The 16,902-nt window shown below is 37.3% G+C and carries 13 protein-coding genes; 7 read left to right on the top strand and 6 right to left on the bottom strand.

The features are described from left to right. Positions 1-22 precede the first annotated feature (22 nt). Both ACM03V_RS21340 and ACM03V_RS21335 read left to right on the top strand, forming a co-directional pair. Positions 23-256 (top strand): hypothetical protein, encoded by a 234-nt coding sequence (locus tag ACM03V_RS21340; protein ID WP_414622809.1) that lies wholly within the window; start codon positions 23-25, stop codon positions 254-256. Beyond that, positions 256-603, top strand: a complete 348-nt coding sequence (locus ACM03V_RS21335) for a type II toxin-antitoxin system PemK/MazF family toxin (protein WP_414622808.1) — start codon at positions 256-258, stop codon at positions 601-603. The genes ACM03V_RS21340 and ACM03V_RS21335 overlap by 1 nt, the downstream gene beginning before the upstream one ends. Before the next feature lie 191 nt (positions 604-794). Here ACM03V_RS21335 and ACM03V_RS21330 read toward each other — a convergent pair whose 3' ends face one another. The 6 genes from ACM03V_RS21330 to ACM03V_RS21305 form a co-directional block, all read right to left on the bottom strand. After that, complete coding sequence (locus tag ACM03V_RS21330; RefSeq protein WP_414622807.1) at positions 795-1,040, bottom strand: Pb-reticulocyte-binding protein; 246 nt, start codon at positions 1,038-1,040, stop codon at positions 795-797. Between the two features lie 278 nt (positions 1,041-1,318). Next, entirely contained in the window at positions 1,319-1,492 is a 174-nt protein-coding gene (locus tag ACM03V_RS21325; RefSeq protein WP_414622806.1) for a hypothetical protein, read from the bottom strand. A gap of 52 nt (positions 1,493-1,544) precedes the next feature. Then, positions 1,545-2,240, bottom strand: a complete 696-nt coding sequence (locus ACM03V_RS21320) for a M48 family metallopeptidase (protein ID WP_414622805.1) — start codon at positions 2,238-2,240, stop codon at positions 1,545-1,547. 223 nt (positions 2,241-2,463) lie between these two features. Then, the gene (locus ACM03V_RS21315) at positions 2,464-5,847 is read right to left on the bottom strand and encodes a type I restriction endonuclease subunit R (RefSeq protein WP_414622804.1); all 3,384 of its coding nucleotides are present in this window, start codon (positions 5,845-5,847) and stop codon (positions 2,464-2,466) included. An 18-nt stretch (positions 5,848-5,865) separates the two neighbouring features. Then, positions 5,866-6,537 carry a restriction endonuclease subunit S gene (locus ACM03V_RS21310; protein WP_414622803.1) on the bottom strand — a complete coding sequence of 224 codons (672 nt, stop codon included), beginning with the start codon at positions 6,535-6,537 and terminating at the stop codon, positions 5,866-5,868. 120 nt (positions 6,538-6,657) lie between these two features. Continuing rightward, on the bottom strand, positions 6,658-8,241 hold the full coding sequence (locus tag ACM03V_RS21305) for a type I restriction-modification system subunit M (RefSeq protein WP_414622802.1): 1,584 nt from the start codon (positions 8,239-8,241) through the stop codon (positions 6,658-6,660). 620 nt (positions 8,242-8,861) lie between these two features. Here ACM03V_RS21305 and ACM03V_RS21300 point away from each other — a divergent pair. From ACM03V_RS21300 to ACM03V_RS21280, 5 genes are read left to right on the top strand one after another with little or no spacing between them, the layout of a single operon-like run. Further along, entirely contained in the window at positions 8,862-9,596 is a 735-nt protein-coding gene (locus ACM03V_RS21300; RefSeq protein WP_414622801.1) for a hypothetical protein, read from the top strand. Positions 9,597-9,613: 17 nt separating this feature from the next. After that, positions 9,614-10,579 carry a DUF1822 family protein gene (locus ACM03V_RS21295; RefSeq protein ID WP_414622800.1) on the top strand — a complete coding sequence of 322 codons (966 nt, stop codon included), beginning with the start codon at positions 9,614-9,616 and terminating at the stop codon, positions 10,577-10,579. Positions 10,580-10,610: 31 nt separating this feature from the next. Continuing rightward, a complete protein-coding gene (locus tag ACM03V_RS21290; RefSeq protein WP_414622799.1) occupies positions 10,611-12,857 on the top strand; it encodes a caspase family protein in 2,247 nt (748 codons plus the stop codon). A 30-nt stretch (positions 12,858-12,887) separates the two neighbouring features. Further along, positions 12,888-13,283 (top strand): hypothetical protein, encoded by a 396-nt coding sequence (locus ACM03V_RS21285; RefSeq protein ID WP_414622798.1) that lies wholly within the window; start codon positions 12,888-12,890, stop codon positions 13,281-13,283. Between the two features lie 2 nt (positions 13,284-13,285). Then, a complete protein-coding gene (locus tag ACM03V_RS21280) occupies positions 13,286-16,888 on the top strand; it encodes a hypothetical protein (protein WP_414622797.1) in 3,603 nt (1,200 codons plus the stop codon). The last annotated feature ends 14 nt before the right edge of the window (positions 16,889-16,902 follow it).

Raw genomic sequence — 16,902 nt, 5'->3', positions numbered from 1 at the left:
TATCAGGTAATCCTAAAATACTGTGAACAACCCACAAATACTTAAAGCCGTGAATACTCAACTAGTTGATACTTTAGTACAAATTATCCGTTCACTTTCTGCAAAAGAACAAGCCTTACTCGAAAAACAATTGTTTAGCGATGTTAGTCACCCTTCAACCCTGGAACTGATGCATCTCGCAGAAAAAGGTGGAGCTTTAGATTTCTTGTATGATGAACCTGATATTTATAGCACCGAAGATGGAGAAGCAGTTTGATGACCTTGAGCAAAGGTGACATTGTTTTAACTCAATTTCCTTTCACAGATTTAAGTCAAACAAAATTGCGTCCTGCGGTGATATTGTGGGTAGATTTGGCAAAAAATGAAATTACTCTTTGCTTTATCTCATCTCAGAATGTCAATAATTTGACATCAGAAGAATTCGCAATACTAGACTCCGATCCAGATTTTGCCACAACGGCGTTACGTATTTCTTCTAAAGTGAGAGTTACAAGAATTGCTACCTTAAATCGTCTTTTAATAGTAAGACGCTTAGGTCAGTTAACAACTAAACATATACAAAAACTGAATGAAATTATGATTCAAGCTTTTCAACTATCGTAATATGATTATCTGATAATTGTTATGATACTCCGATTTAGTACATAGAAGCTGGCGAATGTCTCAAAACCTAAAAAGCGATCGCCCTTACGAACGCATGAACATCACAGGTGTCAAAGGCTTAACCGAAGCCGAAATTACTACGCTCAAAGCATTAGGTGCAGTGGAGGAATAAATAAACCACTACAATCGAGTTAAAACCAAGCCGAATCATCGCAATCACCCATCAAGTCTTTAATTTCACAATGATACTGGTAATCAATTTCCAGTTGTTGCAAGTCAGTATCTAATATTAATTTTTTCAATTCTTGCACTATTTCTTGAACGTGATTTTCATCGCTGACACCTGAGTAATATGTTTTGATAAATTTGTCAGCTTTACTGATGAACTGTTCTAAGTTTGATACGAATACCTGTTCTGAACCAATTGCTTGAATCATTATTTTTCCCAATATTGTAGTTGTTTGATCAAATCAATACTTGTTTATAAGCATTAATTTCTTTTCAACCAAATACAATTGTTTAATGGGTAAAATAATAAATATACAATTATACTCTGCCGCAACTTCCCGTATCATTTAACCGGAAGATTGTTAATTTTACCTGGTTACTATAACCATAAGTATCCCGTCTCTTTTGCGTTATTCCTTTTAATGTAGGGTCTATAAGATATTCTTCTGTATTTGGGTTAATTGCAATATGCCAGTTGTAATGGGTTTCAATTAGCTGCGATAGGCGAAGCCGACACCCTTCGGGTGTATCGCAATCTCTCAAAAATATCACGACACCGCATAGCAAGAGCTTCGTTTTCTTTTTGATGACTTTCTTTCTCAGAGGATGCCATCTTAGTTGGTGATAATATACGGGTGCGTCGTGATTGGGATTGTGTCATATTAAAAAAAAGTTTGTTATGAAGCTAGTTTTATCATAGATTTATTAATAAATTACAAGGTAAAAACTGCCCCATTTTTCGCCAGCCATTCTTTTCTTTCTTCCCAATCGGGTAAAATTCGCTCTACCTTATCCCAAAAGTCTTGATTGTGTAGTGGTTGAACTAGATGAACCATTTCATGGACAACTACATATTCAATCATTCCATGAGGAAGTAATGCAACACGCCAATGAAAGTAAATATCATTCTTTGAACTGCACGAACCCCAACGATTACCGAGTTCGCGGATTTGGATGGATTTGGGTTGTTTTCCGATTCTGCTTATCAAAGATGGGGTAATTGATTCCAGATGTTGAAGAATATGGGAACGATACCAGTTGATAAATAATTCTCTACCTTGCTGTTGATGTTGACGCGATAATTCAAATCGTCCTTGGTAAAGTCTGAGGGGGGTTTGTGCGGTGTCTACTAATTTTAAGCGGTAGCTGCGTCCGAGATAATAAAAACCTTGTCCGGGGAGGTAGGTTTGAGGTTCGGTTGGTGGTTGTTTGATGCTTTCTTTTTGCAGCAGCTTGCTATAAATCCAAAAGCGACGCTGATTGATGATTTTTTCAAGTTTATCTAAGGGAACTTTGGGGGGTGTGGCTAGTATTAGTTGTCCATCGGGTTCGATGGTAATTTCGACGGTACGACGACGGTTGCTTTCTCGCAGTTCAAAGGAAAGTTCTCCGCAATTAATTGTTTTCATTAATTGGTAATTGGTAATTGGGAATTGGTAATGGGTAATGGGTAATTAAAAATTGCTGATAATGAAAGCCTCCGTCCCCTGTTGTCAGTTTCGCCAGGGACTGCAAGTCCCTGTCTAATAGCAAAAGTCCTATAAATAGGACTGAGATCGCACCCGTCATATTTAATATGGCTGGTGATTTTTCAGTCGTCTTTAGACGACTTTAGCTATTAGACGGGGGTTTTCAACCTCCGGCGGAGGATTTATCATGTCGTTCTGCTAATTGGGTAATTTGATCTGCTAACGCATCTAGTTTACTATCTGGGAAGAACATTGAATCTTCTAATTTCAACCAAATTTGTTTGCGGAGTTCTTTCCTAACTACAAGGTCGTTCCAAAAGCCGATAATATTGGTTTGGCTGTAAATAAACTCTACTAGTTCGTTAGCAAAAGTTTGAATTTCTGTTTGTTGTTTAGGGTTAGGTGATTCTAATGCATCGATTAAAGCATTATAAAAGGGACGTATTTTGACTTTAATGTTAGTTTGATTTTCCTCGCTATCGGTTTGTTCTCTACGGACTTTTTGGGCTAAGTTAAGAAATTCTGCTTCTATTAAATCCCAATTTGACTGATGATTTTGTAAGATTTCTTCGAGCTTTTCACTGAGTTTGCGATAATACACCGGGTCGTCGTCAAGGTGGGTGCGGATATGGTAGCGGATGGCGTGTTCCATCTCTGCGGCTTTGGTTTGGGTGGAATGACGTTGCTGTACTCGTTGTTCAAAGTTAAGGTCGAGGATGTTGACGGGGGCAACTTTCAGGTCAATTCCCTGGGACTGGATATGTTCGTCTATCAGCGCTTGTACTTTGGGTTTGGGGTCTTCTGGTCGTTCGTCGCGGAATATATCATCGACTATTTTCTTTAATTGTCCGAGTTGTTTGGCATCTTTGAGGTAAGGTAATGCTTGGGGACGCGGTAAAAAAGCATCCATTTCTTGGAGAAATTGCCGTAAAAGCTGATAAAATTCGGCTCTGCAAATTTCGTCGTGGTTAAGTGCATTTACGCAGGCTTCTAAGTCGTCGTAGATACTAAAATGCCGTTGCTGCCAAAAGTCCATGACTCGACGATGGGCTGCTTCTAATTTGGGTAATTCTTGGTTGACATCAAACCAAGCTCCGTCTACGTCTTCTGAGTCGTATACCTGCATTGCGGCGGCGATGTCGATGCCATAGTAGTCTACAATTAAGCCGTAATCTTTCCCTGTAGCGGTGCGGTTGGTACGGGCGATCGCCTGCAATAAATCGTGTTCTTTTAAGCTGCGGTCTACGTATAATACTTGTTCTAATGGTGCATCAAAACCTACCAATAGTTTATTTTGGACGATTAAAAAAGCTAAACCATCTTCATCCAGGGTTTTCCAAAAGCGATTTATGTAATTATTATGGTTGCTTTCATCAGTCCAGATTTTCCAACTTTGGGGGTCTTTTTTACTATCTGCGGATACAATAGCCGCGAATTCTAAGCGTTTGATGGTGTCTAGATAAAGATAAGCTTGCAATAAGTCGCGATATTCGGCTGGTGCTGTTTCTAATTTTAAGTTTTGTAATATCGGAGCTTTGGCTTCTAACTCTTGAATAAGTTCGGCTTTGGCTGCGGTAAGATATTCTTGGTATATGACGCAGGCTTCGCGATCGCTAGCTGCTAGTTGAGCTTTGAATGAACCGGGCATGATGCGAGTGACGTAATGCCGTAACATATGTCTAGCCTTGGCTTTAATTAGTTCTTTGGCTCTGAGGACATCGCTTTTTTTGGCGTATTTTGATTTGATTTGCGCTAGTTGTTCGGGGGTACATTCAGCAAATAAGACTTCAAAAAGTTGGTCTAAAGTATTCGCGCCTCGTACCACTCCCATTGTTTCCAAACCTTCGTAGAATATCGGAACCGTTACCCCATCTTTTTGGGAATCGCGGATACTGTAGATATCAATGTAGGGATTTTCGGCATGAGCAAAGATTTCTTTGGTTTGTTTTTTCTTGGAAGATATGATCGGAGTTCCGGTAAAGCCGATTTTGGCACAGTTGGGTAAAGCTGCGGATAAATAAAGGTGCAGGGTGTTGCTGTGGGAACGGTGGGCTTCGTCGATTAATAGTAAGATGTTTGGAGAATCGTTTAAATTTGGGTTCAATTCTTCTAAGTCAGTCCATTCTTCCGAATCGACGATTTTCCGAAACTTTTGAATCATTCCGAATATTATACCCGGTCCGGTGTCCCGTAGTTTTTTGGCTAAATCTTTGATATTTTGGGCAATTTGCAAACTTTGACCAGAAAGAGTTGCGGTTTCTGAAAGTTGCTTTTGTAAATCGGTGCGGTCGGTAATAACGACGACTTTGAAAGCCTGTAATTTAGGTATTGTTCGCAGTTTGCGGAGAATAAACACCATATCTAAGCTTTTCCCAGAACCTTGGTAGTGCCAGATAATACCGCCTCTTTGGTCATCGGTTCCATGTTCCACTTTGGTTTGACCGTTTTGCAAGCGTTGAATCGCGCTTTCCACAGCCCGATATTGCTGGTAACGGGGGACTATTTTAACGCGACGGTTTTGTTTGGTAGTAAAAAGGGTGTAATGGCGGATAATGTTGAGTAAGTTCGCCGGGTGAAGCATTCCCGCGATTAGTTGCTCCCGACGGTTGAGTTTGGAAGAGTCGATTAAGTCTTCTTTGGAAAAACCTCTCTCCAAACCTCTCTCAGCATCGGAGAGAGGCTTTAAATTCTCCCCATTCCCTTGCAGGGAAGGGGGTTGGGGGGTTAGGTCTTCCGATAAGTAATTTGACTCGCTTGATATTAATTCCTCTGGGTGAAGCGTCGGATTCTCAATACCTAAAATATCCGCGATTCGATTGGCATCGAAGGGGGTGGTATCTTTCCATTCTAAATAATGTTTGGCTTGACTTCCCACGGTTCCGACTACAGCGCGTCCGGATGTGCAGGATATCATTAATTGATTGTAGTAAAATAGCGGTTCGCAGCCTTCTGGTATCGGGGAGTTGCGTTGATTGGAGTATTTGAGTAAATCTTGTATTCCCGACTTGAGCATATTTGCACCGGGAGCCTTGCATTCGATGACGACGAGGGGGATACCGTTGACGAAGAGGACGATATCCGGACGGCTGGAATCTTTGGGACTGGTTGCACCGGGTTTATCTACGCGAAATTGACTAATAGCTAAGTAATCGTTGCGTTCGGGATGGTCGAAGTCGATCAAGTTGATGGTAACTTGTTGATTTGTGATTCCATCAACTTTTACCCCGGAAAGGAGGAGATTTGTAGCGGTTTCGTTTTTCTCCATCAGTTTACCAGTTCCCAGACGTTGCAGTTGGTTGATGGCTTGGGTGATGCGACGTTCATTTAACCAGGGGTTTCCGCTGTCGTCGAGGTTGATTTCTCGTAATTTGCGCTGGAGTCGGGGGAGTAAGAGGACTTGTTGGTAATTGTTGCGTTCTTCCGGGGTTGTTGCTAAATGGTTGGCTTCGATGTGTTCCCAGTGTAAGTTACCTTGAAGTTGCTGCATTTTTTGCAGTTGTGCGATTGTTGGTAATTCTGTAAATGTGTATTCGGGTCCCGATCCCATTTTTTTCTCCTTTGTTGATTATATTTTTACCCGCACTTTTCCGGTTAGTAGGTCGGACATTAAGCCTTTTTTTACGAGTTTGAGTTTTTCTAATCGGGTTTCTTTTTTGCGAATGCGAACATCATAAGTATTAGTTATTTCTAAAATTATTTTTTGTTCACCTATAGTCGGACATGGTATTGGGAAGGATTTTAACTGTGTTGAATTAATTGATGCAAGATTAGTAGATTGCTTAGAAGACAAAATAAAAAATTTTTTACCATAGCTTGAAGCAGATACGAGAGCTAAAAATTCAGAGATTAAATTATTTTGGTTAGGGCGTACTCTAAAAACATGGTTTTGATGTAAACAAGGTGAAACCTGACCATACCAAACTGTTCCACGACCAAGTTTGTCATAATCACCACCTTCATTCATCAAAACATCTCCTGGCTGTAAAAGATATCTTGGAATCTCTTGTTTAAAAATACGAACGGTTTTGATTTCTGATAATTCTAAATAGCCGTCCTGAACGTTTGCAACTCTTAGGTAGGGTAATTCTACAGTTCCAAAACCACTTAAATTTCTACCTAAAGTAACACCTGAATTAATTTCAGCCAATTCTGTCAAAGGCTTTATATCCCAATCCTTCGGAATTCTCCCCAAAGGTGAATCTTTAAATTGCTCCGGGTTGCGTGTGGGGTTTCTCATGCTTTATCTGGGAACGTTCGGTTAAATTCGCTTTAAAATCTAAGTATTCTTCTTCCATGTTTATATTTTTTAACGCAGAGGGACGCAAAGGTAAGCGCAGAGGGGCACAGAGGTTTTTGACTAATTTCTCGGTTGTAATAAATTCATGGGATTAAAACCATGAGCATCAAACAACTCCCGCTTCGCTTCTACTTCTGACTTGGGAATCCCACCCAAAAGATGCGCTCTCACATCTTGGGGTTCTGGTGGTGGTGTATTATCTGCGTAACGACGAATATTGCAGTTGTAATCATTCTCGGCTAATTCTTGCTTTGTCACTACGGTTGCATAATTGGGAATTCCCGCATAATCCCTATTGCTGGTAAACTCTTGATAGGCGGAAACTATTTTTTCGATATGCTCCGGACGTAGATGATTTTGAGCGCGTCCAGATTGAAATTCGGCATCGGCGTTGATAAATAATACTTTACCTTGAGTTGACAAGGGTTTCGCAGCTTTGGGACGCATCACCAATATGCAAGCCGGGATTCCAGTACCGTAAAATAACTGTGGTGGTAAACCAATCACCGCTTCTAAATTGTCTTCTTCAATAAATAAGGCTCGGATATTCTTCTCTTCCCCTCCGCGAAACAAAACACCGTGGGGCATTACTGTCGCCATAATCCCATCTTGTTTTAATACCGCTAACATATGCTGAGCAAACATTAAATCGGCTTTCTTTCCAGATGTAGGACAAAATTGCCGAAAGCGATCGGGGAATTCCATCGGGTTGCTATTGTTACCCCGACTGTAGTTTTGCGAAAACGGTGGATTGCTCAAAACGCGATCGTAATATTTTAACTTACCCCCGGATTTGATCGGCACCATCAAGGTATCATCGTTTTCAATCCGAGCGTTAGGAATACCGTGCAATAACAAATTCATTTTGCAAATTGCCCAAACACCCCCGTTATTATCTTGACCGTAAAGCTGGAAATTACGAGTATTTCCACCATGTTCTTCGATGTGCTGCTTCGACAAAATTAACATACCCCCAGAACCGACGCAGGGGTCGTATATTTCCATACCTTCGCAGGGGTCAGCAATCCGCACCATCAACTTAACCACCGCACGGGGAGTATAAAATTCACCGCCTTTTTTACCCGCAGAATCGGCAAAATAGTAAATAAGATACTCGTATGCAGCCCCCAATAAATCCGGAAATTCTAAATCTTCATTGCGTAGCGGTTGCTCGTTAAAGTGGTCAATAAGTTTACGTAGCTGCTGGTCATTTAAAGTACTTTTACCACCCACCTGTCGGTTAAAATCAATATGCTCAAATACATCCTGCAATACTTCTTGATTGGCATTTGCCAGACTTTGCAGCGCAATATTCAGCTTGTTGGCAATTTTATCGTGAAAAGTATCTCGAATTTCCGACCACCGCGATTGTGGAGGTACGAATAGAGTGTAAGCTTCCGAATCCATAGCAATGTAGCGGTTGGGGTTGTTAGCTTTTTCCTTTGCATCTGCTTCACTCAAACCCTTACTGATAAAATCCTTAACAATCTGCTGATAGCGCACGTCGAAAACATCAGCAGCTCGCTTGAGGAACAGCATCCCAAAAATAAATTCCTTGAATTCCGAAGCATCCATTTTACCGCGTAAAATATCCGCAGCCGCAAAAAGATGACGTTCCAACTTGGGAAGGGTAAGTTTTGCCATTGAATCGCATTTATACAGACAAGTACATATGATATCAAGTTAATTGCGTTGATTGTGCTACATCAGGTCTAAAATAGCCAGCGCAATCTGGAAATGCTGAAAGTCTTAGAAGTCGCTTGAATTAAAGCTAAGAAAAGCACATAACTCTATTATTAATAATTCAATCCTCCGATATCCTCGGAAATTAGTTGATTTTTTATTACTTTTGATTAAGCAATAAAGTATCTTTACTCATAGATGATTGTTTTTAGGAGTATATATAAGGAAAAAGGAGTAACAGATTGACTAACTGGAGACTATGTATCATAATGAATTTATATAAGTGAATATACGTATTTAAATTGTGTTTGCGTAACTATAATGAATCTGTTTTTAATACATCTATCTAATGGAGTACTTATCAATAAAAATAATTTTATAAGAAATGCATAAAAGCTTGTATTTGCTGTAGAGATTAATTTAGGAAGGCAAAACAGGGATAAACATTCTTCGGTTTTGAGCATCTTACCAAAGGGCGATCGCGCAACAAATTATAACTATGCAAATTTTTGTAAATACTGATAACAAAAACAGCCAGAAATACCGAGAGATAACACGAACGCACAAAGGACTATTTTGCTATGGGGAAAAATCAATCGCAGTCTTCTCCTTGTTTAGATGAATTAGCTGTAAAAGCTAAAGAGGCTGCAATACGAGCAGAAGATAAAAGTAATTTACTTAGTTTTGAAGCGAAACAAGAAGCGTTATTAGAAAAACGAGATGCACTTACACAATTAGTTAGTTTATTAGGAGAACGGATAAAAGTGGAGATGCCGAAACCTCGAAATGCTAGTAAGTCCGAGTATATCTATGAAGAATTTATTCAAGAACTATGGTTGTTTATCTGTAAAAATATTGCTAGATATGACCCAGACAAAGGCTCATTTATGAGTTGGGTTAGGAATAAGTCAAAATACATAAATATTGATGCTTACCACTGGATTAATTGGAACAAGCGAAATTCTGATATGAAAGTTATTTCTACAACTGATAATAATGAATCTGGTTCTAATATCCTTGATAGATATGACCCAGATGAAATTAATCCGTTTCTTAAAATATCTGAAGAATGGATAGAATATAAACACTTTTTAGCATTTATAAAAAAAGATCCAGAAGGGCAGTTTGCAAGTAAAATTTTCAAGAACAAAGTCAGCTATCAAACAATTGTCTTGAAGAAATGTGAAGAAGGAAAAACCTGGAAAGAGATTTATCAGGAATTAGAATTAGGAAATACGCATGGTTCTATTTATAGCTTTTATATAAGAGCTAGTGAAGAGTTTCTTCCTTACTTTAAAAAGTATCTTAGTGAATAAATACGGAGAATAAAGTCATGAGTAATATCCAAGAAAAATTAGCATTTACGTTAACCATAGATGGGAAAATGATAAATATTGCGGAAAAATTTAGCAATATGCATCATGCTCAAAAATCGCAGGAAGTTTATTTAAATGTCTTGGCGATATTAGCTTTCAATTTTTACTGTCAGTGCATGGAAATTGAAACCGATTTAGACAAAAGTTATGGTTTGGATGGCATTATGCCGCATTTAATCAATACTGCTACCTTGTTTATTAAAGATAAAGGTCTGCTAGAGTGTCGTCCAGTAATTCCAAAACAAGAGTTTTGTCAAATACCATCTGAAGTTTTATCGGAACGAATTGGTTATGTAGTAGTAGAAATTGACGAAGATAATAGACAAGCAAGAATATTAGGCTTTGTCGAATCTGTTGAAAGCGAAAAACTACCTCTAAATCAATTAGATTCACTACGAGATTTTTTAACCTATTTACACAAACTAGAACCCATAAAAGTTAAGGAATATGCAAGTAATCCGGCTGGTATTATTGAAAATGCTACAAATCGGATTAACGAGGAAATAGTTAAATTAAGTAAATGGTTTGACGGTATATTAGACAATGGATGGGAAGCTAATTTAGCTATAGCGAAAAGTATTTCACCTGTTGAGACATCTGCAAATCAAGAAACTGGTGCAGCAAAATTTATTCATCTCAAGCATCCATCCGAACCACTTTTATTAATTCTTCGTCAGACACAACTGAGTTCAAATGAAGTAGAGATTGTTCTCAGACTTTATCCCGCAAGTGAATCTATATTTTTGTTAGATGGTATCAAAATGGCATTGCAAGATGACCAAGATAAAATAATTCCTCAACTTGAGAAACAATCAAAAGCCAGTAACTGGCTGCAACTGAAATTTAAAGGAAATATAGGAGATAAATTTGGTTTGAAAATTAGTCTTGAAGAAGATAGTATTCTCGAAAAATTTGTTGTTTAATCATTCCAATTAATATCTCAAAGGTGAAACTATGAGTCAGAATACTTATGCTTTATTAGTTGGAATCGATGAATATAGATCGCCCTCTATTCCTTCTTTAAGAGGATGCGTTAACGACATTACAGCAATTAATGACTTTTTAGTTAAACGAGTTGCAAAAAGTAAAGATAATTTACATATTAAAAAGTTAATCAACCAAGAAGCAACTCGTCAGGCAATAATTGATAACTTCCGAAAACACCTTTGTTTAGCTCAAAGCGATGATACTGCCTTATTTTACTTTAGCGGGCATGGTTCGCAGGAGCAAGCAGCAGTAGAATTTTGGCATTTAGAACCAGATAGATTGAATGAAACTTTGGTTTGTTGGGATAGCAGACAAAATAATATTTGGGATTTAGCAGATAAAGAAGTTGCTAAACTAATTTCTGAAGTTGCTCAAAACCATCCGCATATTGTTGTCATTTTAGATTGTTGTCATTCAGGTGGAGGAGTTCGCAGTCATAATTCTGAATATACGGGTGTACGTGAAGTAGCAGTTAACTTGAAAGAAAGACCGATTGATGATTTTATCTTCTCAGCCGAGGAAATGAAAAGATTTACCTCTGTTAACAACAAACAAAGTCGATTTAATCTACCATCATCGGAATATATCTTATTAGCTGCTTGTCGCGATAATGAAGAAGCGAGAGAACATTATATTCAAAAGAGAGGAGTATTTTCCTACTTCTTACTAGACAGTTTGCAAAAAAATGATACTTTGACTTATCGCGATTTATTTAAGCGAACTAATGTATGTGTACGTAGTTTTTACCCAAATCAATCACCGCAAATAGAAGCGACAAACTCAAATTATCTGGATCAACCATTTTTGGGTGGTAAAGCGAATAAAAGACAGCTTTATTTTACAGCTACATATAATGGAGAATATGGTTGGAGTATTGACGGAGGAGCAATTCACGGAATTGTTGCTGGCTCCGAAAATCAAAAAACTCGATTAGCTATTTTTCCCATAACAGTAGAAAATACACATCAATTAGAACGGGCGATCGCTGTAGCTGAGATTACGAAAACTTTACCGCAGTTAAGCTATATTCATATATCTGGAGAAAAAGAAGAATTAGACCCTGAATTAACATATAAAGTAGTAATTACTTCTATCCCATCATCTTATCTCAAAATCTATTTTGAAGGATATGATTCGGGAATCAAATTTCTTCGTCAAGCTATGAAAGAAGCTTTTTGTGGCGAACGTCCTTCACTGTATTTATGTGAAGTGTTTGATGCTTATGAAGCTGATTTTCGTTTGCGTGCATTTGAGCATAAGTACATTATTATTCGTAATAGCGATAATCGACAATTAATATCTTTCACTGCTGGATTTAATTATGAAAGTACATTGCAAGCCATTCGATCTTTAGAACATATTGCACGATGGACAAATATTGCAACAATTACGAGTCCGATAAATAGCAGCATTCCTACAGATGCTGTCAGGATGGAAATACATCAAAACAATGTAGAAATAGAAGATTGTCAAATTGCTTTAGAATACCAAGCTGACAATAACGAGTTAATACCTCCAAAAATTGCGATTAAAGTAACTAATATTAGTAATATGCGTCTTTACTGCGTATTACTAAATTTAACCGAACTTTTTGAAATTAACATAATTCCTTTAGGAGGGAAAACATCTATTCAGTTAGAACCGGGGCAAGAAGCTTTTGCGTGCGAAGGAACAGAAATTCCGATTTTTATACCCGATACATGGAAGCAGGAAAAAAGAGAGTACAAAGATATTCTCAAGCTGATTGTTAGTACTAGCGATTTTGATGGTAGTTTACTAAAGCAAGGCAAAATTGAAATACTATCAAATCGCTCACGGAGTATAGAAGATACTTTGCAAGCTTCTGATGATACAAATATAGATAACTTAATCAAACTTGTATCATCCCGTGCAATTATTCCCGATATTATAGACTCTCAAGAATCCGAAAAATGGGACGATTGGCTAACTAAAGAAATCTTGATTACAACAGCTATTCCTAAAAATTTAGATTCATGCATATATGAATCCCCACAGGAAAATACAGAAGTTGAAGATAAGCAACAAAATCAATATATTTTGATCGGCTTATGTAAAAATAAAACAGTTAAATTAATTTTTGGCTTAACTTTTACTGCTGCTATCTTTGTGGGAATATTCGCGTTTTGGCAGCAATTTAAATTGAAAAGTTGTAAAGGAACAATATGTCCCGTTTCTAAAAAACTCTCACATTAAATTATAAATTCAATTTACAGGAACTTAAATATGGCAGTGTACCGTTTAAAATTCCGTGAGGCTAAACCGAAAGATCAACGTATAAAAATACAGGTTATTTTAGCAAGCATCATGATTGTTGTAACTGGTAGCCTTGCAATATACGAATACACCGCATTTGCAGCGCGAAAGGATGCTTATGAAACCTTAGTTAAAGCAAGCCAGTTACAGAATAATCAGGAAGTACTCAAAGCATCTACAACTTTTCTCGAAAAACATTCTTTTCTTAAAAAAGATGAACGCACCTCACAAGTAATAGAGCTATATCAAAATGCATTGGTGCGATGGCTTCCTCAACAACCAGGTGAAGAACTTTCACCGCAAGAAAAAAAATATATAGACTTGATGAAAAAATTACAGCAATCTAGAAGCGAAAAAGGTAATTAGTCATGAATAAAAAAATTATTAACTTACTAAGTCTTAGTGCAATAATCGCATCTCCAATCGCTTTAGGTGCGGTTTATGTTCACACTACTGCACCGCAAGTAAAAGCAGAATCGGTAGAGATTGTAACTAATAGAAATTTCCCATTAAATAAAGCTCAGGTAATTAACTTTGAAGCAAACAAAGGATTTGAAAAATTAACATCTCGTCAAAAGAAAGAGCAATTACGAGACTGGTTATTGTTCGCAGTTGTTTCTGGTAAAGGATTAAATAGCAATCAGATTAACCAGACAGTCTACGACTTACCCACAGTGCGTTACGACTTTATGAGTCAGGTTGCTAACTTTGAACACGGCGAAACTCGTTCGCGTTATGTGGGAAAAGGTAAAGTAATTGCAATTGTACCGAAAACAGATGATAAGCAACAGCAAATTAAGAACCTTGCTTCTATTGGCGATCGCCATCGTAAAAATTTAGGAGAAAAGCCTAAAGTAATAGAAGTATTTGAATACGATATTAATCCTAACAATCAGTCTGCTAACATAACTCGACGCAATAATATTGACGGAGATAAAGTCTTTAGTAGTGAATACGGGTATTATACAACTACAATTAACAACGAAAGCGACTTAAGAAAGTTTATCGCTCAAGTTAATAATATTACCTTTGCTCAAGTCAACGGTTCTACTTTAACTTTAGCTGGACGTAATATTGATGATAACAGCCAAGCTATTAATTTAGAAGATATTGCAGCACTATGGCAATCAGAACAAAGAATAAAAGAGCGTCCGCAAGATTTTAACTATGTAAATGGTAGTGGATTTTCTCTAGATCCAAGTTTTGATTACTCTGGATTGCAAAAAGTTCTAGATAATAATAAATCTTTGATTCAAGCAATCAAGTTAAACGGTAAACCTGTAATTAGCGAAGAAGATATAAAAAATGCAAAACAGGGTTTAGCAAAAAAAGATATAGTTCCCTATCGTCAATTAAGCGATAAATTATCAAAATTTATCAAATCCGAGCCAGGTAAAAAAGCATTCCGAGAAGGGGAAATTGGAAAGAAATTAAAGCAAGAAGTTGATACATACAAGAAAAGGCAAGATACAGAAATTGACGCAGAACTGAAACGCTATAAGAATCAATTACGTAAAGAAATTAAAGCAGAAGTTGTTGCTGCACAAAAGTCAGATAAGCTAAGAGCTGATATCGAGCAGGAACTGACTGTAAAGACTCAACAGAAAGAGCAGCAATACCAGCAATTTCGAGATAATTTAATTAAGCAAAAAAATGAAGAACTTGACCAGTTTTACAAAGCCAAAGTAAAAAGTAAAATTGCAGAAATTGATAAAGTTTTGCGAGGTGAAATCAATCAAGGATTTATATACGCTCGTTATGACGGCGATTTGCAGGGAACAGAAGTTGGGATGAATCTGTTTTATACAGATTTACTTGCTAAAATTTGGAGTTTTGATTATGCTAACTCGGCTCCAGAAGAATCCGTTGAAGACTTTAAAGCTAAAAAAAATATTAGCGTTTCACCAATATATAAGGAAGAATTAGAAAAAAATTCTTCTACTAGAATTTGGTTCGAGCCAAACACAAAAGAATTTCAGGTTGCAGACGCTGGAAACAAGATTCTTTTTTCCCCCATTGCTACTAAAGTTTCTGCTCGCTCTCACAACCCCCTTGAAGTTGAAGGAGATAAAAACGAACAAGCCGCTAACATTACTTCAGACAAATTTAACGCTTTTTGGAACGCTAATTATCAAGAAGTTGCTCAATTTGAGCCACAATATAAAAAGCTCAACTCGATTATGAAGTGGAGCTTGTTAATAAGCTGGATAAATAATTCTCGCAATAGCACAAGTTTAAATTTTTTAAGCGATGTCAAGGTTAAACGCGATTGGAATTTTGCGAATTGGGTTCAAGCCAACAAAAATCAGCTAAAATTCAAAAACTGGGCTACAAAACCTTGTAGTAATCAGTCAGAAATCATTGCCGAAAAACCTGTATGCTTCTACAAATCAGGTGATAAAGAAATTAAAACAGAAACAATGCCTGGTTTAGTTTCTAAAACCTTTAAACAATTTGGTCAGAACGTTTTTCTACATGGTGGTGTTTCTCTATCGGACAGAAATTTATTTACTCAGCTACCTCCTATCAACAAATATACTTCAGTAGATGAAGTTAGTTTACGTCCAAATATTGATTATGATTCCGTAAAAGTAGTGGGAGATAAACTGATTTTCCAAACACTACCGACAGCGAATGATTTAGCTAAAGAAGGAAGTAAATTATCAGGAACAAAATACGTATTTAAACGTACTAACTCATTTGAAGTATCAACTAAAATTACTCCTCAAAAAAATCTCAAACTCCGCAGTAAAAACGTTGAATTAGTCAATCAGCCAATTAGTAGAAAAATTAGCACAACTCTTGATGGAGTAAAAGTTGAAAGCGATATTGGTGGTACAGAATTTGGCGATTTAAATGTTACCAAAACAGCAAATGGTTTCAAAGTTGGTTTTGTAAGTCGCTCTGGAGACGCTGGTTATACTATTGCATCCCGTGCTAGTACCTATAAAGGTGACAATCTTCCTGGTTATATTGCTGCAATAGATGACGTTGAATCTGTTAAATACTCTTTATCCCAACCGAATGAATTATACGTCAAACTTAGCTCATCTAATGATGAATGGGTAAGACTTAGTACAGGTGGTGGTGGGGGTGGGGACAAACCTCCTACAAGGTTCATGAAAGTTGCCGAACCTGAAGATGGGGCGCGTAATTTTAATGTTCAATTCCTAAAAGATGATGAAGTATTGCAAAGAACAAAGGGTTATCAGGAGATATTAGCGTCAAGTAAAGACTTTGAAACCAGGTTTGATTCTAGCAAGCAAGTTAAGAAGCTAATTGAAGATCCGTTACAGTATAAAATACTGAAAAAACAAGAATTGCAGCAGCGAATAACAGGAATTGACGAATTGCTTAAAGCAGGTGAATACAAAAAAGCATCAAAGTTAATTGACGAATCTATACCGCATTTTAGCGGCGATGCTAACTTGAATTTACGAAAAGCTTTAATTGACATAAATGAAGGCAAGCGGATTGTTAAAGAAGTGAATTCGCAAGGAGAAAAAATATACTCTAGCAACAATTTATTCGATGAAATCAACAATCGCAACTATAATTCTGTTGAAACAGAAGAAGGAGTATTTTTTGTTCAAGACTCACCTCAGTTGAATAATTTAGACTTCAGTCAACCAATTGATGAAAGCGTTTCTTCCGGCTCTGGAGCAAGATTTTATAAGCTTGAAGCAGCGGAATTGAGTGTAGGGGGTAATGGAAATGGTAGTGGCGGAAATGGTAGCGGTGGAGGAGGTAGTTCAAATCAATCTCCTAATCCTGGAGAAGGTTTCAACAATATTAGCAGATTTAGTAGATTTAATATGAGAGTAAATAACGCTTCTCAAGCACCTATCAATGACTCTTGTAAGAATGAAGAAAATAGCAAAAATAAAGAAACTAATTCAAATTGTAATCAAGATAAACCTATTTATATCGTAACTTTACCGGAGAACAAATCAGTTGAATTAACCGAGTAGAAGAAATTGATAAA

It is taken from the genome of Calothrix sp. CCY 0018, assembly GCF_963920925.1.
In the GTDB taxonomy this organism is placed as follows: domain Bacteria; phylum Cyanobacteriota; class Cyanobacteriia; order Cyanobacteriales; family Nostocaceae; genus Rivularia.
The sequence above is the reverse complement of the archived record's forward strand: the minus strand, read 5'-3'. Positions and strand labels throughout refer to the sequence as shown.

Coding starts and splice junctions, on each gene's coding strand:
- ACM03V_RS21310 (WP_414622803.1), bottom strand. CDS start 6,537: ATGAGAAACCCCACACGCAACCCGGAGCAATTTAAAGATTCACCTTTG.
- ACM03V_RS21305 (WP_414622802.1), bottom strand. CDS start 8,241: ATGGCAAAACTTACCCTTCCCAAGTTGGAACGTCATCTTTTTGCGGCT.
- ACM03V_RS21295 (WP_414622800.1), top strand. CDS start 9,614: ATGAGTAATATCCAAGAAAAATTAGCATTTACGTTAACCATAGATGGG.
- ACM03V_RS21315 (WP_414622804.1), bottom strand. CDS start 5,847: ATGGGATCGGGACCCGAATACACATTTACAGAATTACCAACAATCGCA.
- ACM03V_RS21325 (WP_414622806.1), bottom strand. CDS start 1,492: ATGACACAATCCCAATCACGACGCACCCGTATATTATCACCAACTAAG.
- ACM03V_RS21285 (WP_414622798.1), top strand. CDS start 12,888: ATGGCAGTGTACCGTTTAAAATTCCGTGAGGCTAAACCGAAAGATCAA.
- ACM03V_RS21280 (WP_414622797.1), top strand. CDS start 13,286: ATGAATAAAAAAATTATTAACTTACTAAGTCTTAGTGCAATAATCGCA.
- ACM03V_RS21330 (WP_414622807.1), bottom strand. CDS start 1,040: ATGATTCAAGCAATTGGTTCAGAACAGGTATTCGTATCAAACTTAGAA.
- ACM03V_RS21320 (WP_414622805.1), bottom strand. CDS start 2,240: ATGAAAACAATTAATTGCGGAGAACTTTCCTTTGAACTGCGAGAAAGC.
- ACM03V_RS21300 (WP_414622801.1), top strand. CDS start 8,862: ATGGGGAAAAATCAATCGCAGTCTTCTCCTTGTTTAGATGAATTAGCT.
- ACM03V_RS21290 (WP_414622799.1), top strand. CDS start 10,611: ATGAGTCAGAATACTTATGCTTTATTAGTTGGAATCGATGAATATAGA.
- ACM03V_RS21335 (WP_414622808.1), top strand. CDS start 256: ATGACCTTGAGCAAAGGTGACATTGTTTTAACTCAATTTCCTTTCACA.